Consider the following 21,227-nt stretch of genomic DNA (forward strand, 5'->3'; position numbering starts at 1 on the left):
GACCGGGCTGCGGGCCGTCGCCCTGGGCGGCGGGCACGGGCTGCACGCCACGCTCACCGCGCTGCGCGTGCTGGCGGGGCGCGGGGTCGTCGACCCGCACGTCACGGCCGTGGTCACGGTGGCCGACGACGGAGGTTCCTCGGGCCGGCTGCGCCGCGAGCTGGGCTCGCTGCCGCCGGGGGACCTGCGGATGGCGATGGCCGCGCTGGCCTCCGACGACGTCGTCGGCGCCCGCTGGACCGCGCTCGTGCAGCACCGCTTCGGCGGCACCGGGGCGCTGGCCGGGCACGCCGTGGGCAACCTGCTGCTCGCCGGGCTCATGGACACCCTGGGCGACCCGGTGGCCGCGCTCGACCAGCTCGGCGCGCTGCTGGGCGTGCGCGGTCGCGTGCTGCCGATGAGCTGCGAGCCGCTCGACATCGAGGCGGAGGTGAGCGGGCTGGGCGCCGGCGGCCCGCACCGGATCCGCGGGCAGGTGGCCGTCGCCTCGACGCCCGGGCGGGTCCGCCGCGTCTGGCTGCAGCCCGAGCGGCCCACCGCGTGCCCGGAGGCCGTCGCCGCCGTCCGCGAGGCCGACGTCCTGATCCTCGGTCCGGGCTCGTGGTTCACCAGCGTGCTGCCCCACCTGCTGGTTCCCGGTCTGTGCGACGCCGTGCTGGAGAGCGCGGCGCGCCGGGTCCTGGTGCTCAACCTCGCGCCCGAGCCCGGCGAGACCGCCGGGTTCTCGCCCGAGAGGCACCTGGCCGTACTCTCCGAGCACGCACCGGCACTCAGGGTGGACGCGGTGATCGCCGACGTCGACGCGGTACCGGTGCCCGATCGGCTCCACCGGGCGGCGTCGCAGATGCTGTCGCCCGGCGGCCGGGTCCAGCTGGCCCCGGTCGCGGCCGACCCTGCCGTGCCGCGCCACGACCCGGTGGCGCTGGCCGACGCCCTCGGTGCGGTCGTGTCGCCGGTCAGTCCTTTCCCGTCCCCCGGAGGTCCGTGACATGGCGATGACCGCAGCGGTCAAGGACGAGCTGAGCAGGCTCGTCGTCACCAAGCCCTGCTGCCGGCGCTCCGAGGTCGCGGCCCTGCTGCGCTTCGCGGGCGGCCTGCACATCGTCGGCGGGCGCGTCGTCATCGAGGCGGAGGTCGACACCGGCTCCGTCGCGCGCCGGCTGCGCCGCGACATCCACGAGCTGTACGGGCACACCTGCGAGGCGCACGTCATCTCGCCCGGTGGCCTGCGCCGCGGCGCCCGCTACGTCATGCGGGTGGTGCGCGACGGCGAGGGGCTGGCCCGCCAGACCGGCCTGCTCGACGCCCGCGGCCGCCCGGTCCGCGGCCTGCCGCCGCCCGTCGTGTCCGGCGGGGTGTGCGACGCCGAGGCGGCCTGGCGCGGGGCGTTCCTCGCGCACGGCTCGCTCACCGAGCCGGGCCGCAGCTCCTCGCTGGAGGTCACCTGCCCCGGGCCGGAGGCCGCGCTCGCGCTGGTCGGGGCGGCGCGCCGGCTCGGCGTCACGGCGAAGGCGCGGGAGGTCCGCGGCGCCGACCGCGTGGTCGTGCGTGACGGCGACGCGATCTCCGCGCTGCTCACGCGCATGGGCGCGCACGAATGCGTCATGGCGTGGGAGGAGCGGCGGATGCGCCGCGAGGTGCGGGCCACGGCCAACCGCCTCGCCAACTTCGACGACGCCAACCTGCGCCGCTCGGCCCGCGCCGCCGTGGCCGCGGCCGCGCGCGTCGCCCGGGCCCTGGAGATCCTCGGCGACGACGTGCCCAAGCACCTGCTGGCCGCGGGCCGGCTGCGCGCCGAGCACACCCAGGCGTCGCTGGAGGAGCTCGGCCAGCTCGCCGACCCGCCGATGACCAAGGACGCCGTGGCCGGGCGGATCCGGCGGCTGCTGCACATGGCCGACAAGCGGGCGGCCGACCTCGGCATCCCCGACACCGACTCCGCGGTCACCCCGGACATGCTCGACGAGAGCTGAGCCCGGCCGCCGGCGCACTCACCGCCCACGCCCGGCTACCGGCTGCGTCGTCCCGCGGGGCAACAAGATCGTCAGGATCGCGTCGCCAGGGTCGCGGGAGGGACGCTGGGGGTGCACTCCCGGTGATCACACCGCCGTCGCCGCCGTCCGCACACCACGGTCGTCGCGGCAGCCGTCCGGTGCGGCCGGTGGCGATCACGCGGGGGCTCGCGCACCCCGTGGCGTCCTGCGCACGGCCGGACGGTGCGCACACCTCCGGCGGGTGCGCGTCTCGGGGACCTCGTCGGACGCGCTGCGCAGTTCGGGGGAGCGGGCCGGTGCTGCGGCAGCCCGAGGCCGGCCCGCGGCCCGGCCACGTCCCACTCCCGCTCGGTGATCGCCGGGACCGTGACACCGCGGACGTCCCGACGACCCCGACGCCAGGTCTCGACGATCACCCGGGGTCGAGCTGTCGACGATCCGCAGGACCGCACGGCCACGGTCGCGGGAGGGGCACTGGTGGCGCGATCCCGGTGATTACCGTCCGATCGCAGGCCGCACCCGACGGTCGGCCGGCAGCCACCCCACCACCGGCAGCCATCCCACCACGAGCGCACCCCCGGCTCCCGCGGTGACCGGCTGCCGCCCGACTACAGCCGCCCTCCCGCCGTGTCCGACGCCAGCGCCGCCCGTCCGGCCTCGAGCCGCGCCACCGGCACCCGGAACGCCGAGCAGGACACGTAGTCGAGCCCGGCGTCGTGGAAGAAGTGCACCGACTCCGGGTCGCCGCCGTGCTCGCCGCAGATGCCGAGCTTGATGTCGGGCCGGACCTCCCGCCCGGCCTGCACGGCCATCCGGATCAGGGCGCCGACGCCGTCGCGGTCGAGCGACTCGAACGGCGAGACGGTGAACACGCCCTTGTCGAGGTAGGTCGCGAAGATCGAGGCCTCGACGTCGTCGCGGGAGAAGCCCCACGTCGTCTGCGTGAGGTCGTTGGTGCCGAAGGAGAAGAACTCGGCGGCCTCGGCGATCCGCCGGGCGGTGAGCGCGGCGCGGGGCAGCTCGATCATCGTGCCGATCGGGATGTGCGGCGCGCCGCCCGCCGCGGCGGCGACCTCGGCGAGCACCCCGTCCATCTCGTCGCGGATCAGGTGCAGCTCCATGACCGACCCGACCAGCGGCACCATGATCTCGACCAGGGGGCGCCCGCCCGCCGCGGCCCGCTCCGCGGCGGCCTCGGCGATCGCGCGGACCTGCATCGCGAACAGCCCGGGCACGCTCAGGCCCAGGCGGACCCCGCGCAGCCCGAGCATCGGGTTGGACTCGTGCAGCCGGTCGACCGCGGACAGCAGGGTGACGTCCGCGGCGACGCCGGGCTCGTCGCCGCGCCCGGTGGCCTGCGCGACCGCGACGCGCACGGCCAGCTCGGTGCGGTCGGGCAGGAACTCGTGCAGCGGCGGGTCGAGCAGCCGGATCGTGGTCGGCAGGCCGTCCATCGCCTCCAGCAGCGCCACGAAGTCGGCGCGCTGCAGCGGCAGCAGCTCGGCGAGCGCGGCGTCGCGGGCGCCCGGCCCGTCGGCGAGGATCAGGCGCTCGATCAGCACCCGCCGCTCGCCCAGGAACATGTGCTCGGTGCGGCACAGCCCGATGCCCTCGGCGCCCATGTCGCGGGCGCGGGTGGCGTCCTCGGCGGTGTCGGCGTTGGCCCGCACCCGCAGCACCCGGGCCTGGTCGGCGTGGCGCAGCAGGCGGTCGACGCTGCGCACCAGCTCGCCGGTCTGCTCGTCGGCCACGGCGAGCGCGGCGTCGAGGCCCTGCTCCAGGTAGACCACCACCGGCGACGCGACGACGGGCAGCTCGCCGGCGAACACCTCCCCGGTGGAGCCGTCGATGGAGAGCACCTCGCCCTCGGCGACCTGCGTGCCGTTGACGCTCAGCGTGCGCCCCGCCGCGTCGACCTCGATCTCCTCCGCCCCGCACACGCAGGTGCGCCCCATCCCGCGGGCGACGACGGCGGCGTGCGAGGTCTTCCCACCGCGGCTGGTCAGCACCCCGGTGGCGGCGATCATGCCCTCGAGGTCGTCGGGGTTGGTCTCCCGGCGCACCAGCACCACCGGCTCGCCCCGCGCGGCCCACGCCACGGCGGTGGCGGAGTCGAACACCACCTTCCCGACGGCGGCGCCGGGGGAGGCGGCCATGCCGCGGGTGAGCAGCACGCGCTCGGCGTCGACGTCGAACTGGGGGAACATCAGCTGCGCGAGCTGGTGGCCGGTGACGCGGGCCAGCGCCTCGTCCCGGGTGATCAGGCGCTCGTCGACGAGCTGCGTGGCGATCCGGAACGCCGCGGCCGCGGTGCGCTTGCCGACGCGCGTCTGCAGCATCCACAGCTTGCCGCGCTCGACGGTGAACTCGATGTCACACAGGTCGCGGTAGTGGGTCTCCAGCCGCCGCATGATCCGGGTCAGCTCGGCGTGCGAGGCCGGGTCGAGCGCGGCGAAGTCCTCGAGCGTCAGCGTGTTGCGGATGCCGGCGACGACGTCCTCGCCCTGCGCGTTGGACAGGTAGTCGCCGTACACGCCGGGCTGGCCGCTGGCCGGGTCGCGGGTGAAGCAGACGCCGGTGCCCGAGGTCTCGCCCAGGTTGCCGAAGACCATCGCGCAGATGTTCACCGCGGTGCCCAGGTCGTGCTGGATGCGCTCGCGGCGGCGGTAGAGCCGCGCGCGGTCGGTGTTCCAGGAGTTGAAGACCGCGCGCATGGCGAGGTCGAGCTGCTCGCGCGGGTCCTGCGGGAACTCGCGGCCGGTGGCGTCCTGGACGATGTTCTTGAACTCCTCCACCAGCTCGACCAGCGCGGACACCGGGATCTCGACGTCGGTGGCCACGCCCGCGCGCGCCTTGGTGGCGTCGAGCTCGTGCTCGAAGCGCTCGGCGGGGATGTCGAGGACGGTGCGCCCGAACATCTGGATCAGCCGGCGGTAGGAGTCCCACGCGAACCGCTCGTCCTGCGCGGCCTCGGCCAGCCCCTTGACCGAGTAGTCGTTGAGCCCGACGTTGAGGACGGTCTCCATCATCCCGGGCATCGAGTGCTTGGCGCCCGAGCGCACCGACACCAGCAGCGGGTCGACGACGTCGCCCAGGCGCCGGCCCAGGTCGTTCTCCAGCCGGCGCAGCGCCATCGTGATCTGCACGCGCAGCGACTGCGGCTCCTCGCCGCGCTCCAGGTAGTAGCGGCAGGCCTCGGTGGTGACGGTGAACCCGGGCGGCACGGGCAGGCCCAGCTTCGTCATCTCGGCGAGGTTGGCGCCCTTGCCGCCGAGCAGGTCGACCTGCGTGCGGTCGCCCTCCGCGAAGTCGAAGACGAGCTGGGCCCGCTCGGGCCGCACCCGTCCCGCCCCGATGGTCCCCGGTCGCTGCACCGTCACTGACGCCTCCCGCAGGTCGACGCCGGGCGGTGACCCAGCGCACATCCGGACGACGGTACGTGTGACCTGCGTCGGTGATCAATGGTCCGGACGGACCGGTCACACACCGCCGCGCGCGCATCGGGGCAGGCCGGATGCAGGTGTATCGATTCCGAACCGCGCGTGTCCGCGCAGCTCCGCGGACGCTAGGGTCGTCGTGGGTAGAACTGACGAGTCGAGGAGGCACGGCGTGACGGTGCGCGTAGGCGTGAACGGGTTCGGGCGGATCGGGCGCAACTTCTGGCGTGCGGTGGACGCCCAGCGCAAGGCCGGCACCAGCGAGATCGAGATCGTGGCGGTGAACGACATCACCGACAACGCCACGCTCGCCCACCTGCTCAAGTACGACTCGATCCTGGGGCGCCTGCCCTACAGCGTCTCGTCCTCCGACGACGAGATCGTGGTCGACGGCAAGGGCTTCAAGGGCCTGGCCGTCCGCGACCCCGCCGAGCTGCCCTGGAAGGACCTCGGCGTCGACGTCGTGGTCGAGTCCACCGGCCTGTTCACCAAGCGCGAGGCCGCCGCGAAGCACCTCGACGCGGGCGCCAAGAAGGTCGTCATCTCCGCGCCGGCCACCGGCGAGGACCTCACGGTCGTCAAGGGCGTCAACGACGGCGACTACGACGGCAGCCAGACCATCGTCTCCAACGCCTCGTGCACCACCAACTGCCTGGCGCCGATGGCGAAGGTGCTCGACGACCTGGTGGGCATCGAGAAGGGTCTGATGACCACGATCCACGCCTACACCCAGGACCAGAACCTGCAGGACGGGCCGCACAAGGACCTGCGCCGCGCCCGCGCCGCCGCGCTGAACATCGTGCCGACCTCCACCGGCGCCGCGAAGGCGATCTCGCTGGTGCTGCCGCACCTCAAGGGCAAGCTCGACGGCTACGCGCTGCGGGTGCCGATCCCCACGGGCTCGGCCACCGACCTCACCGCCACCGTCGGCCGCGAGACCACCGCCGAGGAGGTCAACGCCGCGATGAAGGCCGCGGCCGAGGGCCCGCTCAAGGGGATCCTGCTCTACACCGAGGACCCGATCGTCTCCTCCGACATCGTCACCGACCCGCACTCCTGCATCTTCGACGCGGGCCTGACCAAGGTCATCGGCAACCAGGTCAAGATCGTCGGCTGGTACGACAACGAGTGGGGCTACTCCAACCGCCTCGTCGACATCACGGCGCTGGTGGCCTCGAAGCTGTGAGGACTCTGGACGACCTCATCGACGAGGGCGTCGAGGGCCGCACGGTCCTCGTGCGCTCCGACCTCAACGTCCCGCTCGACGACAGCGGCGAGATCACCGACGACGGCCGCATCCGGGCCTCGGTGCCGACGGTCTCGGAGCTGTCCGGGGCCGGGGCGATGGTCATCATCGTGGCGCACCTCGGGCGGCCGAAGGGCGGCGCCGACCCGGCGCTGTCGCTGGCCCCCGCCGCCGCCCGCCTCGGCGAGCTGCTGGGCGCGCCCGTGCGGCTGATCAGCGCGAAGCACTGGGACGCGGGCAAGGGCGACCTCGGCATGGCCGCGGGCGACGTCGTCATGCTCGAGAACATCCGGTTCGACCCGCGCGAGACCTCGAAGAACGACGACGAGCGCGCGGCACTGGCCGACGAGCTCGTGGCGCTGACCGGCGACGACGGCGCGTTCGTCTCCGACGGCTTCGGCGTCGTGCACCGCAAGCAGGCGTCGGTCTACGACGTCGCGCAGGACCTCCCGGCCTACGCCGGCGGGCTCGTGCTGTCCGAGGTCGAGGTGCTCCGCACCCTCACCGAGTCGCCCGCCCGGCCCTACGCGGTCGTGCTGGGCGGGTCGAAGGTCTCCGACAAGCTCGCGGTGATCGAGGCGCTGCTGCCCCGGGTCGACGCGCTGCTCGTGGGCGGGGGCATGTGCTTCACGTTCCTCGCCGCCCAGGGCTACGCCGTCGGCGACTCGCTGCTCGAGCGCGAGCAGATCGGCTCCTGCCGCTCGCTGCTGGAGTCGGGCAAGATCGTCCTGCCGACCGACGTGGTGGTGGCCGACGACTTCTCGGCCGAGGCGCAGACCCGGGTCGTCGCCGTCGACGCCATCCCCGACGGGTGGAAGGGCCTCGACATCGGGCCCGAGTCCGTCACGGCGTTCGCGGAGGTGCTCTCCGGGGCGGCCACCGTGTTCTGGAACGGCCCGATGGGCGTGTTCGAGCTCGCTCCGTTCGCCGAGGGCACCCGCGGGGTCGCGCAGGCGATCGTCGGTTCGGGTGCGTTCAGCGTCGTCGGCGGCGGCGACTCGGCCGCCGCGGTGCGCGCGCTGGGCCTGCCCGAGGACGGGTTCAGCCACATCTCGACCGGCGGCGGCGCGTCGCTGGAGTACCTGGAGGGCAAGACCCTCCCCGGCATCGCGGTCCTGGAGCAGTAGAGATGGCGCGCAAGCCGCTGATCGCCGGCAACTGGAAGATGAACCTCAACCACCTCGAGGCGCTGGCGCTGGTGCAGAAGGTGGCGTTCGCGCTGCCGGAGAAGTACTACGACCGCGTCGAGGTGGTGGTGCTGCCGCCGTTCACCGACATCCGCTCGGTGCAGACGCTGATCGACGGCGACAAGCTCAAGCTCGTGCACGGCGCGCAGGACCTGTCGCCGCACGACTCGGGCGCCTACACCGGCGACGTCTCCGCGCTCATGCTCGCGAAGCTCGGCTGCCGCTACGTCACCGTCGGGCACTCCGAGCGCCGCGAGATCCACGGCGAGGACGACGGAGTGGTGAACGCCAAGGTCCGCCAGGCCCTCAAGCACGGCATCGTCCCGATCCTGTGCGTCGGCGAGGGCCTGCCGGTGCGCGAGGCGGGCGAGCACGTCGCGCACACGACGGGCCAGCTCCTCGCGGGCCTGGAGAAGGTCGACGCCGAGCAGGCGGCTGCGCTGGTCGTCGCCTACGAGCCGGTGTGGGCCATCGGCACCGGCCGCGTGGCGAGCGCGGCCGACGCGCAGGAGGTCTGCGCCGCGCTGCGGGCGGCGCTCGCGGAGAGGTACGGCGCGGAGGTCGCCGCGGGGATCCGCGTGCTCTACGGCGGGTCGGTCAAGGCGAAGAACGTCGGCGAGATCGTGGCCGAGGTCGACGTCGACGGGGCCCTGGTCGGCGGCGCGAGCCTCGATGCCGACGAGTTCGCCCAGCTCTGCGCGATCGCCGCGGGCGGCCCGCTGCCCTAGGCCGTTCCGGTCACGGACCACGGGCCCTGCATCCGGGGCCCGTGGCCATCCGGGTAGTCTCGATCGCGGCTGTTCGCGACGTGAAGAGGATGGGATGAGGATCGCTCTCCAGATCGTGCTGATCGTCACCAGCGTTCTGCTGGTGACGTTCATCCTGTTCCAGAGGGGCAAGGGCGGTGGCCTGTCCAGCCTCTTCGGTGGCGGCGTCCAGTCGAGCCTGTCCGGCTCGACCATGGCGGACAAGAACATCCAGCGCATCACGCTGTTCACGGGGCTGATCTGGGTGATCGCCATCGTCGGCGTCGGGCTGCTGGTGAAGGTCGGGGTCTGAGGAGATGGCGATGTCCGGTGGCAACGCGATCAGGGGCACCCGCGTGGGTGCCGGTCCGATGGGCGAGTCCGAGCGCGGCGAGACCGCGCCGCGCGAGCACATCCCCTACTACTGCGCCAACGGGCACGTGACGACGCCGTCGTTCGCGTCCGAGGCCGAGATCCCCGACTCGTGGGACTGCCCGCGCTGCGGGCTCCCCGCCGGGCGCGACGGGCAGAATCCGCCCGCGGCGCCGCGCACCGAGCCGTACAAGACGCACCTGGCGTACGTGAAGGAGCGGCGCTCCGACGCCGACGGCGCCGCCATCCTCGACGAGGCCCTGGGCCGGCTGCGCGCCTCGCGCGAGCTGTAGCCCGACCCGGCCCGACCGCGCCTACCGGCCGAGCAGCGCGAGCTGCTCGGCCAGCGCGGCGGTGAGCTTCGCGGCGGTGGTGCCGTCGGGCACGGTGGCGACCGCGAGCGTCACGAGGTCGCTCCCGCGGTCGGCCGCGGCGAACACGCCGCCGCCCTCGAGCCGGCACACGAACCCGGTCGCCGCGGGTGTGCGGCTGCCGGCGGCGCACAGCGCCGCGATGTCGTCGAGCGTGCCCGAGGGCCGCGGGCCGACGTCGACGGCCGCGAACTCCGCGCCCGTGCCGCCCGCCGGGTCGTAGACGCAGCGGGCGTCGCCCGCCGTCGTCGCGTCCGCGGTCCAGGCCAGGCCGGTGGCCGCCTCCAGCGCGCCCGTGTCGAGCAGGCAGGCCGCCGGGGGAGCGGGCGGCTCGGTCGTCACCGGGGGTGCGTCCGGCACGGGCGCGGCCGTGCAGCCCGCGACGGCCGGCCCGCCCAGCCCGACCAGCCCGGCCAGCACCGCGCCGGCCAGGACGGGCCTCATCGGGGCAGGGCCGCCTCGACCGCCGCGACGACCTCGTCGGAGCCGGGCTCGGTCCGCGGGCGGAAGCGGCGCAGCACGGTGCCGTCGGCGCCCACGAGGAACTTCTCGAAGTTCCACTGCACGTCGCCGTCGGCCCCGGTGTCGTCGGCGACGGCGGTGAGCGCGGCGTAGAGCGGGTGCCGGCCGGGGCCGTTGACGTCGACCTTCTCGGTGAGCGGGAAGCTCACCCCGTAGGTCGCCGAGCAGAACGTGGCGATCTCCTCCGCGGTGCCCGGCTCCTGCCCGCCGAACTGGTTGCAGGGCACGCCGAGCACGGTGAACCCGCGGTCGGCGTAGCGCTCCTGCAGCTGCTCCAGCGCCGTGTACTGCGGCGTGAGACCGCACTTCGAGGCGACGTTGACGACGAGGACCGCGCACCCGTCGAGCGCGGGGAGCGGGGAGCCGTCGAGGGCGGTGAGCGGCATGTCGGACAGTGGGGGGACGTGCTGGGCCATGTCGTGCACCCTACGACCGCGCTACCCTCCGCCGATGACGCGGTGGACGCTCCCCCCGGACAAGATCCCCACGGCCTGGTTCAACGTGGTCCCGCACCTGGCCACGCCACCGCAGCCGCCGCTGCACCCCGGCACGCGCGAGCCCGTCGGCCCCGACGACCTGGCCCCGCTGTTCCCGATGGCGCTCATCGGGCAGGAGGTCAGCGCCGAGCCCTGGATCGACGTCCCCGGCGAGGTGCTGGACATCCTCCGGCTCTGGCGGCCCACCCCGCTGGTGCGCGCGACGCGGCTGGAGCGGGAGCTCGGGACGCCGGCGCGGATCTACTTCAAGGACGAGTCGATCTCGCCCTCGGGCAGCCACAAGACCAACACGGCGGTGCCGCAGGCGTTCTACAACGCCCAGGAGGGCATCACCCGCCTGACGACCGAGACGGGTGCGGGCCAGTGGGGCACCGCGCTGGCGTTCGCGACCGCGCAGTTCGACATGGACCTCAAGGTCTACATGGTCCGCGCCTCGTTCGACCAGAAGCCCTACCGGCGCATCGCGATCGAGACCTGGGGCGGCGAGGTCGTCCCGTCGCCGGTCGGCGACCCGAGCCACCCCGGCTCGCTGGGCAGCGCCATCTCCGACGCCGTCCGCGACTGCGCCGGCCGGGAGGACACCCACTACTCCCTGGGCTCGGTCCTCAACCACGTGCTGCTGCACCAGACCGTCATCGGCATCGAGGCCAAGGAGCAGCTGGAGCTGGCGGGGGAGCGGCTGCCCGACGTCGTCATCGCGCCGTGCGGCGGCGGCTCCAACCTCGGCGGCATCGCGTTCCCGTTCGTGCCCGACGCCGGCGTGCGGCTCCTCGCCGTCGAGCCGATGTCGTGCCCGACCCTGACGCAGGGCGAGTTCGGCTACGACTTCGGCGACGTGGAGGGCCTCACCCCGCTGCTGCCGATGTACAGCCTGGGGCGCGGGTTCATCCCGCCGTCGATCCACGCGGGCGGGCTGCGCTACCACGGCGACTCCCCGCTGATCTCCCAGCTCGTCCGCGACGGCCGGATGGAGGCGGTCGCGTACCCGCAGGGCAAGGTCTTCGAGGCCGCGGTCCAGTTCGCGCGCACCGAGGGCAGGATCCCGGCGCCGGAGTGCGCGCACGGCATCCGCGCCGCCATCGACGAGGCGCTGGCCGCCAAGGAGACCGGGGAGGAGAAGGTCATCCTGTTCAACTACTGCGGGCACGGCTTCCTCGACCTCGCCGCGTACGACGAGTACAACCACGGCCGGCTGCCCGAGGAGCAGGGCTAGCAGCCGCCCCGTCAACATCCGCAGGGCGCCGTGAGGGGGTCGGGCGCGTGCTCCACGCGCCCGGCCGCCGTCTCCACCGCGAACCCCTCCCGGATCCAGTACTCGATGCCGCCCTGCATCTCCCGCACGGCGAACCCGCGCTGCGCGAACGCCAGCGCGGCGCGGGTGGCGCCGTTGCATCCGGGGCCCCAGCAGTAGGTGACGACGGGCGTGGCCGGGTCGAGCGGGCCCGGCACGTCCGCGGTGGGCAGGTGCACCGCACCCGGGACGTGCCCCTGGTCCCAGGCGGCGCGGCTGCGGGTGTCGACGAGCACGAACCCGCCGCCGGGCAGACCGGCGTGGACGTCGGAGACGTCGGTGAGGTGCGTCAGGCGGGCGGTGAAGAAGGCGACGGCGTCGGTCATGGCTGCGACGCTAGGTCCCGCGCGGGTCGTCCCACAGGTGCGATCCACGGTAGTTTCGCGCCATGGCCGTGGAATCGTTGGACGACATCGACTGGCGCCTGCTGGAAGCCCTGCAGTCCGACGGCCGGGCGAGCTATGCCGACCTCGGCCGCACGGTCGGGCTCTCGCCGAGCGCGGTCACCGAGCGGGTGCGCCGGCTCGAGGAGACGGGCGTGATCACCGGCTACGGGGCGGAGGTCGACCCGGAGAAGCTCGGGCTCGCCATCACCGCGATGGTGCGGCTGCGCTACCCGCACGGCAACTACAAGCCCTTCCGCGACCTCCTGGCCACGACGCCCGAGATCGGCGAGGCCCACCACGTCACCGGCGAGGACTGCTTCGTGCTGACGGTCCGCGCCCGCACGATGCGCCACCTCGAGGAGGTGACGGGCCGGATCTCCGGGCTCGGGGCCGTCACCACCAGCGTCGTGTACTCCAGCCCGCTGCCGCGCCGCCCGGTGGTGGCCAGCGCGGTCGGGGCGTCCGGCGCGGCGGCGAGCACGTCCCGCCGCCGCACCTGAGCCGCTCGCAGCGTCCGGGTCATCGGGCCCGGCGCAGCGCCCGCCGGTAGTGGAACGCCACGCTCACCGCGATCCAGAAGATCGGCCACACCGGCCACGGGCGGGGCCCGTCGAGGTCGACGGGGCCGCCGATCCACCGCACCAGCAGCAGCACCGCGACGGCGAGGCCCACGGCGGCGTGCACGGCGAGGCGCCGCCGGGCCCCCGCGTCCAGCCCCCTCCAGCCCGCGACGGGCACGACGACCTCCGGCTCGGGCCCGGGCAGGTCGGCGGTCAGCGGCGCCAGCTCGTCGTGGAACCGCGCGGCGTAGGCCAGCGCCTGGCGCTCGTCGGCCTCGGCGAGGGTGAGGCGGCCGTCGGCGGCGGCGGTGCGCAGCCGCTCCGCGACGGCCTCGCGCTCGGCGTCGGACACGCGGACGGCGGTGGCGAGGGTCCGGTCGGTGGGGGTCCGGTCGGTGAGGGGCTGGTCGGTCATCGGGTGCTCCTGCGGTTCGGGAGGGGCGGGTCCGTCCAGCGTGGCCGCGCGGAGGCCGTCGGTCGTCGTGCCCGCGGGGGCTCCGCGCCTGCGCCCCGCGGCGCAGGTGGCCCGCCCGGCGTACGCCCGGGGGAGCAGGCGCGCGACCTCCGGCCGGGAGATCCGGCCGGCGCCGGACCTGGCTACCGTGGGCCCGTGCCGCCGAACCCCGCCCTGCGCCCCTGGTGGGGCGGGGTGTGGCCGACGGTCGTCCTGCCGCTGCTGGTCGCCGGGTTCACCCTCGCCGGCACGCAGTGGTCGCGGTGGGGCCAGCCCGCGGCGCGGCCCGTCGACGCGCTCGCGGTCGTGCTGCTGCTGGCCGGTCCGGCGCTGCTCGTGGTGCGCCGGGCGTGGCCCGGACCGGTCCTCGTGCTCACGGCCGCCGTGCTGGTGGGCTACCTCGCGCTCGGCTACCCGACCGGGCCGGTGTTCGTCGCGTCGCTGTTCGCGCTGGCCGAGGCCGTGGCGGCGGGGCGGCGGGTCGTGGCGTACGGCGTCACCGCGGTCGCGTTCACCGCCGCCGTCACGATCCACACCCTGACGCGCGCGCCGGTGCCGCTGCCCGCGGTCGGCGGCTGGGTCGCCTCGCTCGTCGCGTTCGTCGCCGGGTGCGAGCTGCGCCGGGCACGCCGGGAGCGCCGCGAGCAGGCGGCGGCGGCCGAGCGCGAGGCCGAGCGCCGTCGGGCGGGGGAGGAGCGCCTGGAGATGGCGCGCGAGCTGCACGACGCGCTCGGGCACCACCTGTCGCTGATCAACGTCCAGGCCGGGGTGGCGCTCTACCTCATGGACGACGACCCGGAGCAGGCCCGCCGCGCGCTGGCGACGATCAAGACGTCGAGCCGGGACCTGCTGCGCGAGATGCGGGCGACCCTGGGCGTGCTGCGCGGGGTCGACGAGCCGTCCCGGGAGCCGGTGGCCGGGCTCGCCCGCCTCGGGGCGCTCGTCGCCGAGAACGACCTCGCCGGCCTGCCCGTGACGACGCGGACCCGCGGCACCGCCCGCGACCTGCCACCCGGCGTCGACCTCGCCGCCTACCGGATCGTGCAGGAGGCGCTGACCAACACCCGCCGCCACGCCGCGGCGAGCGCCGCGACCGTGCTGCTGGACTACGACGAGGAGGGGCTGACCATCGAGGTCACCGACGACGGGCGCGGCCCCGCGGCCGCGGGAGGCGCGGGCGGCGACGGCCTGCCCGGCATGCGGGAGCGCGCGGTCGCGCTGGGCGGCTCGTTCGCCGCGGGCCCCGGCCCGGACGGCGGCTTCCGGGTGCGCGCGCACCTGCCGACCGTCCGCGACGGGGCGGCGCCGTGATCCGGGTCCTGCTCGCCGACGACCAGGCCCTGGTCCGCGCCGGGTTCCGCGCGCTGCTCTCCTCGACGGCCGACATCACCGTCGTCGCCGAGGCCGAGGACGGCCACGCGGCGGTGCGGCTGGCCCGCGACACGACGCCCGACGTCGTCCTCATGGACATCCGGATGCCCGGCACCGACGGGCTGGAGGCCGCCCGGCAGATCGTCGCCGACCCGCGGCTGTCCGCCGTGCGGGTCGTCATGCTGACGACGTTCGCCGAGGACGCCTACATCTTCGACGCCATCCGCGCCGGGGCCAGCGGGTTCCTGGTGAAGGACATCGAGCCCGCCGACCTCCTCACCGCCGTCCGCGTCGTGCACGGCGGGGACGCGCTGCTCTCCCCGGCGGTGACGCGCCGGCTGATCGAGGAGTTCGCCGCGCGCGCCAAGCCGCCGGAACCCGGGCGCGAGCCCGGCGTGCTGCTCGCGCGGCTCACCGACCGCGAGCGCGAGGTCGTCGCGCTGGTGGCGACCGGGCTGTCCAACGACGAGATCGCCGCCCGGCTCGTCGTGAGCCCGGCGACGGCGAAGACGCACGTCAGCCGGGCGATGGTGAAGCTCGGGGTGCGCGACCGCGCGCAGCTGGTGGTGATCGGCTACGAGTCGGGGCTGGTGCGGCCGGGGTGGCTGGGCTGATCGGGGCTGGGCTGATTCCCCAGCGCGTCGAGCAGCGCCGACGGGCCGACCGTCCGCGCCCCCTCCGCCGCGACGCGGGCGGCCAGCCCGCGGTCGGCCGTCACCACGAGCACGCCCGCCCCCAGGGCGCGGACGACGTCGACGATGGCCCCGTCGCCGTCGGCCGCCGCCCGCACCACCCGAAGGCGGGGGTGCGGGTCGGGGTCGGCCGCGCGGGCGGCGCCCTCCAGCACCAGGTGGACCAGCCCGTCGTCGGCCAGGTCGAGGGGGGCGGGGCCGGCGTCGAGCGCCCCCGCGAGCCGGGCGGCCAGGCGTCGCGCCGCCCCGGCCCGGTCGCGCCACCAGCCGTCGGGCCGGGAGCCGACGACGTTGGCGCCGTCGACGACCAGGTGCCGGAGACCGGTCACCCGATCGCGGGCACCAGGTCGCGGGGGAGCTTCGACGCCGCGGCGCGGTCGAGCAGCCACCGCGTGCGGCGCCGGCCCCGCGCCCCGGCGACGGGCAGCGCGACCTCCCCGGCCCCGCTCAGCGCCATCGACACCGCCGCGGCCTTCGCCTCGCCCGTCGTCACGATCCACACCTCGGCCGCGCTGCGGATGGCCGGCAACGTGAGCGAGACGCGGGTGGGCGGGGGCTTGGGGCAGCCGTGCACGGCGACGACCGTGCGCTCGGTCTCGTACACCGCGGGCGAGTGCGGGAACACCGACGCCGTGTGGCCCTCCCCGCCCATGCCGAGCAGGAACACGTCGAACGAGGGCACGGGGCCGTGGTCCTCGGGCCGCGCCGCCCTCGCCAGCAGCTCCGCGTAGGCCTCGGCCGCCGCCTCGGCGCCGGACGGGCCGGTGCCGGTGTCGGCGCCCATCGGGAAGATCTTCGCCGGGTCGACGCGGACGTGGTCGAGCAGCGCCTCGCGGGCCTGGGTCTCGTTGCGCTCGGGGTGGCCGGGCGGCAGGAACCGCTCGTCGCCCCACCAGAACTCGACCTGCCCCCAGTCGACGGCGTCGCGCGCCGGGGTCTGCCGGATGTGCTCGAGCATCGCGATGCCCACCCCGCCGCCGGTGAGCACCAGCTTCGGGGCGGTGCCGGCGGCCTGCAGGTCGACCAGCCGCGTGAGCAGCCGGGCGGCCGCGGCCGCGGCGAGGACGTCCGGGTTGGCGTGGACGGTGATGTCGGCGGCCATCAGGCACCCACCACGGCGGGGACCTTGACCGGCGTGCGGCCGCGGGTCACCTGGGAGACGCCGGCGAGCGCCGCCCCGTAGATCTCGTCCGGATCGAGCCTGCGCAGCTCCTCGGCGAGGCAGTCGCGCACCTCCCGGCGGGCGAGGGCGACGAGCCGGTCGGGCTGCCCGGGCTGGCGCAGGCTGCCGACCTTGCTGTCCGGGCGCACCAGCTCGACGGGCCCGGACGGGCGGTCGAGCCGCACCGAGACCAGGCCCTGCCCGTTCTCCGCGGGCGAGCGCTTGACCTTGACGCCCAGCCGCGTCGCGAGCCACCCGGCCATCAGGTCGGTGGACGGCGAGACGACCTCCCCGGCCACGACGGCGCCGGTGACGTCCTCGTGCGGCGGCGCGTCGAGCGCGGTGGCCAGCAGCGCGCGCCAGGACGTCAGGCGGGTCCAGGTGAGGTCGGTGTCGCCCGCGACGTGCCGGGCCCGGCGCTGCTCGAACGCCTTGAGCGGGTTCTTCGACGCCAGCGCGTCGGTGATGCGGCGCTGCGCGAGCACGCCGACCGCGTCCTGCGACGGCACGGCCGGGGCCTCGCCCGGCCACCACGCGACGACGGGCGCGTCGGGCAGCAGCAGCGGCATCACCATGCCGGCGCCGGCGTCGTCGGCCGCGAGCGGGCCGTAGCCGCGCAGCACGATGACCTCGCTGGCCCCGGCGTCGCCGCCGACCCGGATCTGCGCGTCGAGCCGCGGCGCGGCCTTGCGCTGCCCCCGGGCGAGCACGATGACCCGGCACGGGTGCTCGCGGCTGGCCGCGTTGGCGGCCTCGATCGCGGCCTCGATGGTGGTGCCGTCGTCGGTGACGATGACGAGCGTCAGCACCCGGCCCAGGGCCAGCACACCGCCGCTCTCCCGCAGCTCGACGATCTTCTTGTTGACGGCGGAGGTGTTGCTCGACGGCAGGTCGACGATCACGGGCGGAGCTCCTTCGTCACGGTCGCCGCCAGGTGCGGCCGGTGCGGGCGAGCATGGCGTCGGCGGACTCGGGGCCCCAGGAGCCCGCGGCGTACGGGTCGGGCCCGGTCTTCTCCTGGTGCCAGTGCTCGATGACGGGGTCGAGGATCTCCCAGGAGCGCTCGACCTCCTCGTTCACCGGGAACAGGCTGGGCTCGCCGAGCAGGACGTCGAGGATGAGGCGCTCGTAGGCCTCGGGGGAGGCCTCGGTGAACGCGGTGCCGTAGCCGAAGTCCATCGTGACGTCGCGGACCTCCATCTGGCTGCCCGGCACCTTCGACCCGAACCGCATGGTGACGCCCTCGTCGGGCTGCACCCGCACCACGAACGCGTTCTGGCCGAGCTCCTCGGTCATCGTCGCGTCGAACGGCAGGTGCGGCGCGCGCTTGAAGATCACCGCGATCTCGGTGACGCGGCGGCCCAGGCGCTTGCCGGTGCGCAGGTAGAACGGGACGCCCGCCCAGCGGCGGGTGTCGACCTCGACGGTGATGGCCGCATAGGTCTCGGTGCCGGAGTCGGGGTTGAACCCCTCCTCCTCCTTGAGCCCGGGCACGAGCTCGCCGCCCTGCCAGCCGCCGGTGTACTGCCCGCGGGCGGTGGTCTCGCTCAGCGGGCCGGCCAGCCGGGTGGCCTTGAGGACCTTGGTCTTCTCCGCGCGCAGCTCGTCGGAGGAGAACGACGTCGGCTCCTCCATCGCGATGAACGCGAGCAGCTGCAGCAGGTGGTTCTGGATGACGTCGCGCGCGGCGCCGATCCCGTCGTAGTAGCCCGCGCGCCCGCCCAGGCCGATGTCCTCGGCCATGGTGATCTGCACGTGGTCGACGTAGTGGGAGTTCCAGATCGGCTCGAACAGCTGGTTGGCGAACCGCAGCGCGAGGATGTTCTGGACGGTCTCCTTGCCGAGGTAGTGGTCGATGCGGAACACCGAGTCCTCGGGGAAGACGTCGTTGACGATGCCGTTGAGCTCCTTGGCCGAGGCCAGGTCGTGCCCGAACGGCTTCTCGATGACGACCCGGCGCCACTGCTCCAGGCCCTCCTGGTCGGCGAGGCCGGACCGCGAGAGCTGCTTGCACACCACCGGGAACGCCGACGGCGGGATCGACAGGTAGAAGGCGTGGTTGCCGCCGGTGCCGCGCTCCCGGTCGAGCTCGCGGACGGTGTCCTCGAGGCGGTCGAACGCGTCGTCGTCGTCGAAGCTGCCCTGGACGAACCGGAAGCCCTCGGCGAGGCGGTCCCAGACCGTCTGCCGGAACGGGGTGCGCGCGTGCGCCTTCACGGCCTCGTAGACGACCTGGCCGAAGTCCTGGGCCTCCCAGTCGCGCCGGGCGAACCCGGTGAGCGCGAAGCCCGGGGGGAGCAGCCCGCGGTTGGCGAGGTCGTAGATGGCGGGCATGAGCTTCTTGCGCGACAGGTCGCCGGTGACCCCGAAGATCACCAGCCCGCAGGGTCCCGCGATGCGGGGGAGCCGCTTGTCGCGGGCGTCGCGGAGCGGGTTGCTCCAGTCCGCTCCCGGCTTGGCCGTCATCGGTGTCTCCAGTCTCGTGCCAGCACGGTCGTGATCGTCCTACAGGTCCTGCACGGCCCGCACGACGGCCACCAGGCCGGCGAGGCGGTCGTGCATGTGCAGCCGCAGCACCGGGCCGGTCTGGGCCGCGGCGTCGGCGACGACGACCGCCTCCTGGGCGGCGCCGAGGTCGGCGCGGCCGTCGCCCACGCCGGTGAGCAGGCACACCGCCGCCCCCGGACGCCGGGCCGGGCCCCAGTCGAAGGTGACGGTGGCGCCCGTGCGCCGGGCGAGCTCGCCGCGCAGCACCGCGACCGAGGCGTCGGACTCGCGGTCGAGGTGCGCGTGCAGGGCCAGGTGCGTGCCGCCCGCGGCGGCCAGCGCGCGCAGGGCGTCGACGGCGGTGGTGGTGCCCTCGGGCAGCCAGGGCCCGGCCGAGACGGTGACGTCGCCGTCGACGAACACCGCCGACGGCGGCCCGTCCGGCGCGGCGGTGCCCTCCGGGGCGCGCAGGTGCGCCGCGACCGCCGCCGCGTGCTCCCACAGCAGCACCCGGGCCGCGACCGGCCCGTCCAGCTCGACCGCCCCGCCCGGGCGGACGGTGAGCGCCTCGGCGAGGCCCGGCCCGGCGGGCCCGTCGTCGACGACGACCGGGACCGGCTGGGCGTCGGGCAGCACGGCGTCGATCAGCGCGGCGGGCCACCGCACGTCGAGCACGACCGACGGGTGCCCGGCCAGCAGCGCGCCCAGCACCAGCGCGGGGTTGTCCGGGTCGTCGACGACGTACCGCTCGCGCGCGGCCACCGCGTCGGCGACGACCCGCTCGACGTCGGCGCCGGCCAGCCCGGCCGGGACCAGCGCGTACGCCGAGAACGCGCCGTCGGCCCCGCCCGCGACCACGCGGGCGCTGTCGGTCACCGCCTCACCGGGTCCGGCGACGACGACGGTCTGGGCGTCGGCGTCGAACCCCTCGGCCTCGAAGCCGGCCCGCACCGCGGCGACGACGGCGTCGGGCCCGGAGCGGTCGGCGCCCGGCGGGACGGCGACGACGAGCACGGTGGCCTCGAGGTCGCCGTCCAGGGCGTCGGCGACGCGCACGGGGTCGGGGGAGTCGAGGACGAGCAGCCGGGCGCCGTCACCGGCGAGCACCTCGGCGACCGCGCCGGTGGCGGGCGTCGTCACCAGCAGGACCTTGGCCAGGCCCGCGGCGTGCAGCGTGTCGCGCAGCGCCGTGACCTCCCCGACGAGCGGGCGCGCCGCCCGCACGCAGGCCGCGCGCGGGCCGTCGCCGACCGCGGACGCGACGGCGCCGTCCACCAGCCGGCCGAGGACGTCGGCGGGCGGGTGGACGGCGGTGGTCACCACGGGTCCGGTCAGGCCTTCGCGCCGTCGAGCTGGCCCTGCACGGTCTCGCCGAGCTCGGCCCAGGACTTCTCGAACTTCTCGACGCCCTCGTCCTCCAGCGCGAGGAACACGTCGGTCAGGTCGACGCCCACGCGCTCCAGGGCGTCGAAGACCTCCTGCGCCTCGGCCGCGGTGCCGGTGACCCGGTCGCCCTGGACCTCGCCGTGGTCGGCGAAGGCCTGCATCGTCTTCTCCGGCATCGTGTTCACGGTGTCGGCGACGACGAGCTCGGTGACGTAGAGCGTGTCGGAGTAGTCGGGGTTCTTGACCCCGGTCGACGCCCACAACGGCCGCTGCGCCTTCGCGCCCTGCGCCGCGAGCTTCTCCCAGCGCTCGCCGGAGAACACGTCCTGGAACGCGGCGTAGGCCAGCCGCGAGTTCGCGACGCCCGCCTTGCCGCGCAGCGCGAGCGCCTCGTCGGTGCCGATCGCCTCCAGCCGCTTGTCGATCTCGGAGTCGACGCGCGAGACGAAGAAGCTCGCCACCGAGGCGATGCCGGCGAGGGTCTGCCCGTTGGCGGCGGCCTGCTCCAGGCCGTCGAGGTAGGCGCCCATGACGGCGCGGTAGCGCTCGACGGAGAAGATCAGCGTGACGTTGACCGAGATGCCCTCGGCCAGCGCGCGGGTGATCGCCGGCAGGCCGGCCTCGGTGGCCGGGATCTTGACCAGCAGGTTGGGCCGGTCCACGGCCTTCCACAGGTCGATCGCCTGCGCGACGGTGCCCTCGGTGTCGCGGGCCAGGCCCGGGTCGACCTCGAGCGAGACGCGCCCGTCGACGCCGCCGGTGGCCTCCCAGGTGCCGCTGAAGACGTCGCAGGCCTGCTGCACGTCGGCGACGGTGATCTCGCGGACGGCGTCCTCGACCGACGCGCCGCGCCCGGCCAGGTCGCGGACCTGCTGGTCGTAGGCCTCGCCCTTGGCCAGGGCGCCCGCGAAGATCGTCGGGTTGGTGGTGACGCCGACGACGTGCGACTCCGTGATCAGCTCCCGCAGGTTGCCGCTCTGCAGGCGCTCGCGGGACAGGTCGTCGAGCCAGATGGAGACGCCGGCGTCGGCCAGCGCCTGGAGACGGTCGTTGCTCATGGGTTCTC

Annotated in this window: 22 protein-coding genes; 11 read left to right on the top strand and 11 right to left on the bottom strand. The window is 75.0% G+C overall.

Annotation, left to right across the window (positions count from 1 at the left end):
• Positions 1-7 precede the first annotated feature (7 nt).
• Positions 8-988, top strand: a complete 981-nt coding sequence (locus HOP40_RS24120) for a gluconeogenesis factor YvcK family protein (RefSeq protein WP_172169027.1) — start codon at positions 8-10, stop codon at positions 986-988.
• A 1-nt stretch (position 989) separates the two neighbouring features.
• Positions 990-1,973 (top strand): DNA-binding protein WhiA, encoded by a 984-nt coding sequence (gene whiA, locus HOP40_RS24125; protein ID WP_172162259.1) that lies wholly within the window; start codon positions 990-992, stop codon positions 1,971-1,973.
• 629 nt (positions 1,974-2,602) lie between these two features.
• On the opposite strand, the gene ppdK is transcribed toward whiA, so the two are convergent.
• Positions 2,603-5,419 carry a pyruvate, phosphate dikinase gene (gene ppdK / locus HOP40_RS24130; protein WP_172162261.1) on the bottom strand — a complete coding sequence of 939 codons (2,817 nt, stop codon included), beginning with the start codon at positions 5,417-5,419 and terminating at the stop codon, positions 2,603-2,605.
• A gap of 184 nt (positions 5,420-5,603) precedes the next feature.
• Here ppdK and gap point away from each other — a divergent pair, with 184 nt between their 5' ends.
• From gap to HOP40_RS24155, 5 genes are all read left to right on the top strand, one after another.
• Positions 5,604-6,617: a type I glyceraldehyde-3-phosphate dehydrogenase gene (gap, locus tag HOP40_RS24135; protein ID WP_172162271.1), complete on the top strand. Its 1,014-nt coding sequence runs from the start codon at positions 5,604-5,606 to the stop codon at positions 6,615-6,617.
• Positions 6,614-7,804, top strand: coding sequence for a phosphoglycerate kinase (locus tag HOP40_RS24140; protein ID WP_172162273.1), 1,191 nt, complete (start codon positions 6,614-6,616; stop codon positions 7,802-7,804). Before gap ends, HOP40_RS24140 begins: the two co-directional genes overlap by 4 nt.
• Positions 7,805-7,806: 2 nt before the next feature.
• Complete coding sequence (gene tpiA / locus HOP40_RS24145) at positions 7,807-8,592, top strand: triose-phosphate isomerase (RefSeq protein WP_172162275.1); 786 nt, start codon at positions 7,807-7,809, stop codon at positions 8,590-8,592.
• A gap of 94 nt (positions 8,593-8,686) precedes the next feature.
• On the top strand, positions 8,687-8,923 hold the full coding sequence (gene secG, locus HOP40_RS24150; RefSeq protein ID WP_172162277.1) for a preprotein translocase subunit SecG: 237 nt from the start codon (positions 8,687-8,689) through the stop codon (positions 8,921-8,923).
• Between the two features lie 10 nt (positions 8,924-8,933).
• The gene (locus HOP40_RS24155; protein ID WP_172162279.1) at positions 8,934-9,275 is read left to right on the top strand and encodes an RNA polymerase-binding protein RbpA; all 342 of its coding nucleotides are present in this window, start codon (positions 8,934-8,936) and stop codon (positions 9,273-9,275) included.
• Between the two features lie 21 nt (positions 9,276-9,296).
• Here the strand turns inward: HOP40_RS24155 and HOP40_RS24160 are convergent, their stop codons facing one another.
• On the bottom strand, positions 9,297-9,797 hold the full coding sequence (locus HOP40_RS24160; RefSeq protein WP_172162281.1) for a hypothetical protein: 501 nt from the start codon (positions 9,795-9,797) through the stop codon (positions 9,297-9,299).
• Positions 9,794-10,291 (bottom strand): glutathione peroxidase, encoded by a 498-nt coding sequence (locus tag HOP40_RS24165; RefSeq protein ID WP_275691309.1) that lies wholly within the window; start codon positions 10,289-10,291, stop codon positions 9,794-9,796. Before HOP40_RS24165 ends, HOP40_RS24160 begins: the two co-directional genes overlap by 4 nt.
• Before the next feature lie 34 nt (positions 10,292-10,325).
• Between HOP40_RS24165 and HOP40_RS24170 the strand changes: the two genes are divergently transcribed.
• The gene (locus HOP40_RS24170; RefSeq protein ID WP_172162283.1) at positions 10,326-11,585 is read left to right on the top strand and encodes a TrpB-like pyridoxal phosphate-dependent enzyme; all 1,260 of its coding nucleotides are present in this window, start codon (positions 10,326-10,328) and stop codon (positions 11,583-11,585) included.
• An 11-nt stretch (positions 11,586-11,596) separates the two neighbouring features.
• Here the strand turns inward: HOP40_RS24170 and HOP40_RS24175 are convergent, their stop codons facing one another.
• Positions 11,597-11,989, bottom strand: a complete 393-nt coding sequence (locus HOP40_RS24175; protein WP_172162285.1) for a rhodanese-like domain-containing protein — start codon at positions 11,987-11,989, stop codon at positions 11,597-11,599.
• A gap of 62 nt (positions 11,990-12,051) precedes the next feature.
• On the opposite strand from HOP40_RS24175, the gene HOP40_RS24180 reads away from it, so the two are divergent.
• Positions 12,052-12,549 carry an Lrp/AsnC family transcriptional regulator gene (locus HOP40_RS24180; RefSeq protein WP_172162287.1) on the top strand — a complete coding sequence of 166 codons (498 nt, stop codon included), beginning with the start codon at positions 12,052-12,054 and terminating at the stop codon, positions 12,547-12,549.
• A 19-nt stretch (positions 12,550-12,568) separates the two neighbouring features.
• Here the strand turns inward: HOP40_RS24180 and HOP40_RS24185 are convergent, their stop codons facing one another.
• On the bottom strand, positions 12,569-13,024 hold the full coding sequence (locus tag HOP40_RS24185) for a DUF1707 SHOCT-like domain-containing protein (RefSeq protein WP_172162289.1): 456 nt from the start codon (positions 13,022-13,024) through the stop codon (positions 12,569-12,571).
• Between the two features lie 195 nt (positions 13,025-13,219).
• Here HOP40_RS24185 and HOP40_RS24190 point away from each other — a divergent pair, with 195 nt between their 5' ends.
• Both HOP40_RS24190 and HOP40_RS24195 read left to right on the top strand, forming a co-directional pair.
• Complete coding sequence (locus tag HOP40_RS24190) at positions 13,220-14,374, top strand: sensor histidine kinase (RefSeq protein WP_172162291.1); 1,155 nt, start codon at positions 13,220-13,222, stop codon at positions 14,372-14,374.
• Positions 14,371-15,048 carry a response regulator transcription factor gene (locus HOP40_RS24195; protein ID WP_172162293.1) on the top strand — a complete coding sequence of 226 codons (678 nt, stop codon included), beginning with the start codon at positions 14,371-14,373 and terminating at the stop codon, positions 15,046-15,048. The genes HOP40_RS24190 and HOP40_RS24195 overlap by 4 nt, the downstream gene beginning before the upstream one ends.
• Here the strand turns inward: HOP40_RS24195 and HOP40_RS24200 are convergent.
• From HOP40_RS24200 to tal, 6 genes are read right to left on the bottom strand one after another with little or no spacing between them, the layout of a single operon-like run.
• Positions 15,009-15,455, bottom strand: coding sequence for a hypothetical protein (locus HOP40_RS24200; RefSeq protein ID WP_172162295.1), 447 nt, complete (start codon positions 15,453-15,455; stop codon positions 15,009-15,011). The two genes, HOP40_RS24195 and HOP40_RS24200, sit on opposite strands and share 40 nt — an antisense overlap.
• On the bottom strand, positions 15,452-16,231 hold the full coding sequence (pgl, locus tag HOP40_RS24205) for a 6-phosphogluconolactonase (RefSeq protein ID WP_172169033.1): 780 nt from the start codon (positions 16,229-16,231) through the stop codon (positions 15,452-15,454). Before pgl ends, HOP40_RS24200 begins: the two co-directional genes overlap by 4 nt.
• Positions 16,228-17,190: a glucose-6-phosphate dehydrogenase assembly protein OpcA gene (gene opcA / locus HOP40_RS24210; protein ID WP_172162297.1), complete on the bottom strand. Its 963-nt coding sequence runs from the start codon at positions 17,188-17,190 to the stop codon at positions 16,228-16,230. Before opcA ends, pgl begins: the two co-directional genes overlap by 4 nt.
• A 16-nt stretch (positions 17,191-17,206) precedes the next feature.
• A complete protein-coding gene (zwf, locus tag HOP40_RS24215) occupies positions 17,207-18,754 on the bottom strand; it encodes a glucose-6-phosphate dehydrogenase (protein WP_172162299.1) in 1,548 nt (515 codons plus the stop codon).
• A 39-nt stretch (positions 18,755-18,793) separates the two neighbouring features.
• Entirely contained in the window at positions 18,794-20,095 is a 1,302-nt protein-coding gene (locus tag HOP40_RS24220) for a hypothetical protein (RefSeq protein ID WP_172162301.1), read from the bottom strand.
• 11 nt (positions 20,096-20,106) lie between these two features.
• Positions 20,107-21,219: a transaldolase gene (gene tal, locus HOP40_RS24225; RefSeq protein WP_172162303.1), complete on the bottom strand. Its 1,113-nt coding sequence runs from the start codon at positions 21,217-21,219 to the stop codon at positions 20,107-20,109.
• Between the last annotated feature and the right edge of the window lie 8 nt (positions 21,220-21,227).

The organism is Pseudonocardia broussonetiae (assembly GCF_013155125.1).
Taxonomy (GTDB): domain Bacteria; phylum Actinomycetota; class Actinomycetes; order Mycobacteriales; family Pseudonocardiaceae; genus Pseudonocardia; species Pseudonocardia broussonetiae.